General features: G+C 52.4%; 3 protein-coding genes. All 3 read right to left on the bottom strand.

The features are described from left to right. Positions 1–458: 458 nt before the first annotated feature. The 3 genes from ACTQ3A_RS08520 to ACTQ3A_RS08510 all read right to left on the bottom strand — a co-directional run bounded on the left by ACTQ3A_RS08520 (position 459) and on the right by ACTQ3A_RS08510 (position 8,019). Positions 459–2,039, bottom strand: a complete 1,581-nt coding sequence (locus ACTQ3A_RS08520) for a glucose-6-phosphate isomerase (RefSeq protein WP_441100881.1) — start codon at positions 2,037–2,039, stop codon at positions 459–461. 498 nt (positions 2,040–2,537) lie between these two features. After that, positions 2,538–6,347, bottom strand: a complete 3,810-nt coding sequence (locus ACTQ3A_RS08515) for a chemotaxis protein CheB (protein WP_441100880.1) — start codon at positions 6,345–6,347, stop codon at positions 2,538–2,540. Positions 6,348–6,861: 514 nt separating this feature from the next. Next, positions 6,862–8,019, bottom strand: a complete 1,158-nt coding sequence (locus tag ACTQ3A_RS08510; RefSeq protein WP_441100879.1) for a sugar ABC transporter permease — start codon at positions 8,017–8,019, stop codon at positions 6,862–6,864. Between the last annotated feature and the right edge of the window lie 9 nt (positions 8,020–8,028).

Raw genomic sequence — 8,028 nt, 5'->3', positions numbered from 1 at the left:
TCAGACCATCACTTACTTTGGCACTGCAGTTGGTTTACTTGCGGCAAATGGTCAGTAAAAAGCCAGTTCTTTGCAGAGTCTGACCATCTCCAGGAAGACACTTTGTAAAAAAGAGAGCCCAAAACGGGCTCTCTTTTTAATAATAGGTACTTTCTCCAATTGTCTGAATCCTGATCCGGCATTTCCAGGTCCGGGATTTGTATAATATGTGAACTTCCAGATATTTTACAACTAAAGCACCAGATAAAAGGTCCCGCAGCTTCACGCTGCAGAACCTTTCTGCGATAAAATATTATTATTATTCCCCGTTCCATCCACTGTCTCACAGCTTCCAGAACGCCTCAGATATAAAAATCACCGTATACAGACAATGCCTTCTCAGATAACAAGAAGATCACTGTATACCGACGCTGCAATCTCAGATATCGAGAAGATCCCTGTATGCAGACGCTGCAATCTCAGATATTGAGAAGATCACTGTATACAGACAGTGCGCCCTCTGTATCGTGGGCGAGTACCCGTTTTGCCAGAACCTTTCCAAGCTGTACGCCTTCCTGGTCGAAGCTGTTCACATTCCACAGGAAGCCCTGGAACATAACCTTGTTCTCAAAATGTGCCAGCAGCGCGCCGAGCGTCTTCGGGCAGAGCTGATCGCCGATGATGATGCTCGACGGACGGCCGCCCTCAAAGTTCTTGTTCAGGTTGTCATCCTTCTTGCCGCAGGCAAAGGCCACGATCTGTGCAGCGACATTCGCGCAGAGCTTCTGCTGGCTTGTGCTTCCCTGAATCTCCACATCCGTGCCGATCTGGCTGCTGCGGAATCCGACAAACTGAAGCGGAATGATCGTCTTTCCCTGATGCAGGAGCTGATAGAAGGAATGCTGACCGTTCGTTCCCGGCTCTCCGAAGATGATCGGTCCGGTCACATAGGAGACAGGCTCTCCGAAACGGTTGACGGATTTGCCGTTCGACTCCATGTCAAGCTGCTGAAGATGCGCCGGGAATCTGGAAAGTGCCTGGGAATACGGCAGAACCGCCGTAGCCGGAAGCCCGAGCACGTTGCGCTCATATACGCCGATCAGCGCATCCAGCATCGCCGCGTTCTTCCGTGGATCCTTCTCTGTCGCAAGCTTATCCTCGGCTGCCGCGCCCTCAAGGAAATCCGCAAAGACTTCCGGACCGAACGCAAGAGACAGAACAGCGCCGCCTACCGCTGAGGTGGAGGAATAACGTCCGCCGATGTAATCATCCATATAGAACGCGTCCAGATAATCGTCGCTCTTTGCCAGCGGAGATGTCTCGGAGGTAACAGCGATCATATGCTTCGCCGGATCCAGGCCCTGCTTCTTCAGCGCGTCCATGACGAAGGACTGGTTGGTCAGTGTCTCCAGAGTCGTACCGGATTTGGATACCAGGATGAAAATCGCATGTGCCACATCTGTGGAAGCCAGAACCGCTGCTGCGTCATCCGGATCTACGTTGCTGATGAACTTTGCTTCCATCTTGAAGTTTCCGGTCTTCTTCGCCCAGTTCTCCAGGGCAATGTACATGGCGCGCGGGCCAAGATCGCTTCCGCCGATACCGATCTGTACCGCCGTGGTGAACTTCTCGCCCTTCTCATTTGTGATTTCTCCCGCATGTACCTTGTTCGCGAAATCTGCGATTCTCTTCTGCTGCTCCACATAGAAAGCTCTCTTGTCGACGCCGTCCGCTGCAACAGCATCTCCGAGCTGTCCTCTCGTCAGATGATGGAGAACCAGTCTCTTCTCTCCTGTATTGATTACCTCTCCGTTATAGAGGGCTTTATACTTTTCCGTGAGCTGTGCCTCATCCGCCAGCTTTACAAGGGCATCCAGTACGCTGCTGTCCACAGCCTTCGCCGCGTAATTGTAGGAAAGGCCTTCCGCCATCGGAATGCTGCAGCTCTTCACACGCTGCGCTCCGCTTTCACCGGACATAACCTCTGCGAGGTTCACCTTTTCTACCTTCTGCAGCTCCCCATAAGAAGCAAGCTCATCAAGATTCTTCCAGTTGATCATTTCTGATTCCTCCTTGAAAAAACAGATAAAACGCGCTTTGCGGATTCTGTCCCGCTGTCGCAGCGCCTGCGCACACGGCCGCAAGCCGGCCGGATGCATCTCACTGTTCGCGTTGACCTTTATGCGGGCTCTGCCCGCGTCTCAGCCTTTATACGGATCATGCCCGCGTCACAATCTTTATACGGATCATGTCCGCAGCACAATCTTTATACGGATCATGTCTGCGTCTCAATATGCATAAAGGCATTGCCACTATCATAACATAACGTCCGAAACGAAACAATTGCCAACTTCACCGCTCCGCACATCCATGCCAACTTCACCGCTCCGCACATCCATGTTAAATGAATCTGCTGCACTCTGCTCCGGCCATTCCCAAATGAGCTGCCATTACCCCGCTCCGGCCATTCCCAAATGAGCTGCCATTACCCTGCTCCGACCATTCGCAAATGAGCTTACACATTTCTGCTCCGACGGGTCTCAAGGTCTCCATATGAATTACCGGTCCTTCGTCATCTCACGCTCCAGAACCCGGAACAGTTCTCCGGTGTCGATCGGCTTCGCCACTCTCGCGTTCATTCCGTTCTCATAGCACTCCTCATCCGCCCGGTCGTAAACATCCGCCGACAGCGCGATGATCGGGATCTTCTGTGCCCATCCATTCTTCAGTTCGCGGATCTTGCGGGCGCATTCAAAGCCGTCCATCACAGGCATCCGGAGATCCATGAGCACAACGTCATATTTCGGACCGTTCTTCAGAGACGCCTTGAATTTCTCAAGCGCATTTCTGCCGTTCTCCGCATGATCCGCCACAAGCCCGTTCCACTCCAGAATGTGCATGATGACCTCCGCGTTGATCTGATTGTCCTCAACCACAAGCACCCGTTTTCCCTTCAGGTTCCTGATATCATAGTCCTTCTTCTCCGCCCGGCGCATCAGCTTCCTCTGGTCCTCGCTCGCGATATCATAAGCAAGCTTCACGGTAAATTCCGTGCCTTTTCCTACCTCGGACCTGCAGTCAATTGTTCCTCCGAGGAGGTTGATCAGCCTGCGGCTGATGAACAGGCCCAGGCCTGTTCCCTCCCGGTTCCTCGACTGAGCGGCGCTGTCCTGTTCAAACGGCAGATACATCTTTGGCAGGAATTCCCTGCTGATTCCAATTCCGGTATCCTTGATCCGGTAGGTGTGCTCCACCCGTCCCTCGGCGAGATAAACGACATCTACCATGAGTGAGACGTCACCGCCCTTCTCGGTAAATTTGACGGCATTTCCCAGGAGGTTCACCAGGATTCTCGCGACATGATCAACGTCCATCATGATCACTTCGTTCTTGCAGTTGCTGATCTCGAAGTGATAATGGATTCCGGCGCTCCTGGCCTTTTCCTCGATGATCGTGTTCACCTCTTCGAAGACGTCCTTCTCATGCACCACATCATATTCGCTGACCACCTTTCCGGCATCCAGCTTGCTCGTCTCAAGCACCTCGTTGATCAGACTCAGAAGATACCGGCCAGAGCTCTGCATCTTCTCCAGATTCTCACGGACGGGATCCGACATTTTCTCCTTTGTGAGCGTCAGCTCCAGAAGGCCCAGAATCGTCGTAAGCGGTGTCCTCATGTCGTGGCTCATGCGGGACAGGAAGTTTTCCTTCTCCTGACTCGTTTTCGCGGCAATCCGCAGCGCCTCACTGATTTCCTCGAGCTGCTGCTCGTCGTTGATCTGCTTGGTGAGATCCACAAACGTGATGACCAGTCCTCTGAGATTTTTCTTCTGTTCCCGGTCCTTTCCCGCGTTCCGCTTGTTCTTCTCGGTGTTACCCTTCAGATTCTCCGTCTCGGCCCCCGGATCATCCTCCTGCTCCTTCGACACACGGTACGGCGCGATACGGATCAGATAGGTCTTCCCGGTCACAGACGTCGTCTCACATTCCACGGTTTCCATGGTATTCAGAACCTTCCGGGACAGATCCATCAGATTGATGGAGGAAAAATTATACGCGATGTACTGCAGCGATCTTCCGACATCCTGCTCCGCCACGTTGAATTCCGAGGCGATATATTCCGTGAATTTACGGATATTCATATCCCGATCCACCATCATGATTCCGATCAGCGTGGTGGACAGGAAATTTGCCATATCGTTATTGACGGCCGCGATCTCGGATACCTTGGACTGATACTCCGAGTTCACGGTATACAGCTCTTCATTGACCGACTGCAGCTCTTCATTCGAGCTCTGAAGCTCCTCATTTGAGGTCAGAAGCTCCTCGTTCGCGGCCTGCAGCTCCGCATTCACGGACTCGAGCTCCATCACGGTCTGATGAAGGCTGTCCTGGGTAACCCGCAGATCCTTCTCCAGATCCGAGATCCGGTTCGCCGCCGCTGTGTCGATATCATATTTTTCCACAGGTCCCGTGATCTTCCGGTCCGAACGGATGAAAGCAACCGCCGTGTAGCCGGTTTTCGCCCCGGTCTTGTCCGTGACCGGAAGCGCGACAACCGTGATATTCTCAGGTTCCTTATCCAGCTTTACCGGTATGTGATCATAGGCCACCCGCTTCCCGGTAACCCGCGCCTTTTTCAGGGCGGTCGAAAAGGCAATCTTCAGATCCTGACGCAGCAGGAGAAAAATATCGAGCGTCGCGGTTCCCGCGGGAATCGTGAGAAATCTGCTGCAGTCTCCGTAGGAATGTCTCAGCTCATTGTTCGTATCGACCACGACACAGGCCGGCATCAGAGACTCCAGAACCCTCGTGTCCAGCTCGCGGCCCGGATACTCGGCGCTGCTCTTCCCGTGACTGCGGATGTTGTCCGGCAGTTCCAGATTATCCTCCACTCCCTGCATCGAATACGGGATTCTCGCATGGGAGGGCTTTCTGCCGGCGGCATTGTGTATAAAGATCTTCTCGTTGGAGCAGACGGTCCGGAACACATCCGAGTACTCCCCTACCGATTCCGATTTTCCAAGGAACAGGTATCCGCCATCATTCAGCGCGATGTGAAAGATCGAAAACAGATTTTTCTGAAGAACCGACTGGAAATAGATCAGCAGATTCCGGCAGCTGATCAGGTTCAGCCTGCCGAAGGGCGGATCCTGAAATACATTGTGCTGCGCGAACACGATCATCGTCCGGATATCATGATTCACCACATACTTCGAGCCCTTCCTTGTAAAAAAGCGGCTCAGACGGCTGACGCTGACATCCTCGATTATATTCTCTCCGTACACGCCTCTTCCCGCAAAGGTAATCGAATCCGCGTCCAGATCTGTGGCAAAGATCTTCACATCTCTGCGGAGATTCAGCTCCTCCATGACCTCCGCAAAGAGGATTGCGATGGAATACGCCTCCTCACCGGTGGAACAGCCCGCCACCCACACACGGATCTGGTCTGCCTTCTTCCCGTTCTGCACGATGTCCTTGATCACCCGCTGCTTCAGCACCTCGAAGAACTCGGGATCCCGGAAGAAGGAGGTCACACCGATCAGCACCTCCTTAGCGAGCGTTTTTGCCTCCTCCTGATTTTCCTTCAGATACTGAACATAGCTCTGAAGGTTCCTGCAGTGCGTTACCACGATCCGCCTCTCGATCCGGCGGAGGATCGTCGTCTGTTTGTAATAGGTGTAATTCGTGTTCGTGACGCTCTTCAGAATCGAGAATACCTGCGACATCAGGTCTCCGTCCGTCAGCTGCATCTTCCCATTGGACAGATTGATCGAGGAAGAGATGTGTGCCATCTCCTTCGCGATTGCGTCCGGCCCCAGAATCAGGTCCACGAATCCCGTCGCAATGGCATTTCTCGGCATGCCGTCAAATTTTGCCGTCTCCGGATTCTGCACGATAATCATGCCGTTCTGCTCCTTGATCGAACGGATGCCGTTGGTTCCGTCCGATCCGGTTCCCGACAGGATCACCGCGACTGCCCGGTTCTCATACGCAATTGCCAGCGACCGGAAGAAAATGTCGATCGGATGGTTGATCAGGGCATGATTGTACTCCTTCAGGTGTAAAACGTCCGAAGTAATTTCAATATTATATTTCGGAGGCAGGAGATAGATGTTATTCCTCTTTACCTGCATACCGTCTCTGGCTTCCTGCACCGGAAGCGCGGAATACTTGCTCAGAATCTCCCCGAGCAGACTCTTGTGATCCGGCGACAGATGCTGGATGATGACAAATGCCATGCCGGTATCCTTCGGAAGAAATGTCAGAAACTGCTGAAGCGCTTCCAGACCGCCTGCCGAGGCACCGATACCTACCACACAGCTTGGCTGGACCTCCATTGGAATTTTCATATCATCAATATCCATGCGCACCTCCCTCAGACTGCGCGAAAGAATCCATTTTCTCATGAACGTTCTGCGCAAAAAAAACGGCAGACTCTTATGTTTTTATATTACATCATTTTCCGGGTGTTGTCTCGACATTTAATAAGTCCCCGCGTCACTTCGCTGCTTCGCAGCTTTCGTGCCGCTAACAGGTATGAGCATTCTCGCGGTGTTTCACACCGCTCCATGCTGCAAAAGTGGGCGGCGCAACGTGTATAAGCTACGGATTGCTCCGTGCTGCGCACTCTCGCAATCCTGCAGGCATAAGCACTTTCGTGCCGCTTACGCGTCACTTCGTGCTTATACCTGTTGCCTTCGAAATCGCATCCAGTCTCTTACGCGCGCTTCGCGTGCGACGAGTCCTGTCTGCGTTTTCGAAGAGCTTATACATTAAAAGTGCTCTAAGTGATTTTTCCCGAATCATGACAAAACTCATGATGGAAAAGTCACTTAGAGCACATGACACCTGTCTTATTTCTTTATGTTCTTAGAAGCTTTATGATTTTCCTGTCTTGTGGTTGGATACAACATCGAAGATAACTGCTGCGAGGAGTACTGCTCCCTTGACGATGTACTGGTACTGATCCGGAAGACCCAGGATGGACATACCCATGTTGATGACGCCGAGGAGGATGGCTCCGACCATGACTCCCGGAACTGTTCCGGATCCGCCGTATGCGGAAGCGCCGCCGATGAAGCAGGATGCGATGGCATCCATCTCATAGGAGTTGCCCATGTTGCCGTCTACCGATCCGATTCTCGCTCCGACCAGAAGTCCGGAGAGACCTGCGAGTATAGACATCAGGAAGTATGCCCAGAAGTAGACCTTCCGGGGATCAATGCCGGAGAGCTTGGTGGCCTTCTCATTTCCGCCGACTGCGTAGAAGTAACGGCCGAACACGGTCTGGCTTGTAAGGAACGCGAAAATAACGACAACCGCCAGAATCCACAGAACCATCACCGGAATTCCCTTGTATCCCATCAGACGGCTACTGTATGCAATAATCAATACATCAAATACTACGATACGGATAATCGTTGCGCGAAGGGTTGCCACCTGATATCCTTCTTTGGCCTTTTTCGCGCGGTTCGTAATCATGAAGATCGTAAGCGCGATCGAAATAATAATTCCGACAATCAATGCGGAAATACACTTCTTGTTGCTGTCAACGCCGGGAATCTGAATGTAGGATGTGAACAGATTCAGGAATCCGGGGTTCATGATTGCGATGGTCTTCGAATCCAAAATGACACGCGCGATTCCGCGGAACAGGAACATGCCTGCCAGCGTGCAGATGAACGGCGGGATATGAATATATCCGATGAGCCATCCCTGCCACAGACCAATGACTGCGGCAATTACCATAGAAATCAGAATCGCGAGTCCGGGAGCCGCGCCGAGATCCAGCATCTTGGCTGCTGCCGCCGCGGAGAGGCAGAGTGTAGAACCTACGGAAAGGTCTACGTTACCGCCGGTCAGGATACACAAAAGCATACCGCAGGCCATGATCAGGACGTAGGCGTTCTGCAGAAGCAGGTTGGAAATATTCTGTGAGTAGATCAGCCGTCCGCCGGTCAGGGCTGTGAAGAAAATAAATACGATGACCAGAGCGAAGACCATGGTGTATTTTTTCAAGAATGCACTAACTTTCATTTGATAGCC

It is taken from the genome of Bilifractor sp. LCP21S3_F8, assembly GCF_052117805.1.
Lineage (GTDB): Bacteria > Bacillota > Clostridia > Lachnospirales > Lachnospiraceae > Bilifractor.
The sequence above is the reverse complement of the archived record's forward strand: the minus strand, read 5'-3'. Positions and strand labels throughout refer to the sequence as shown.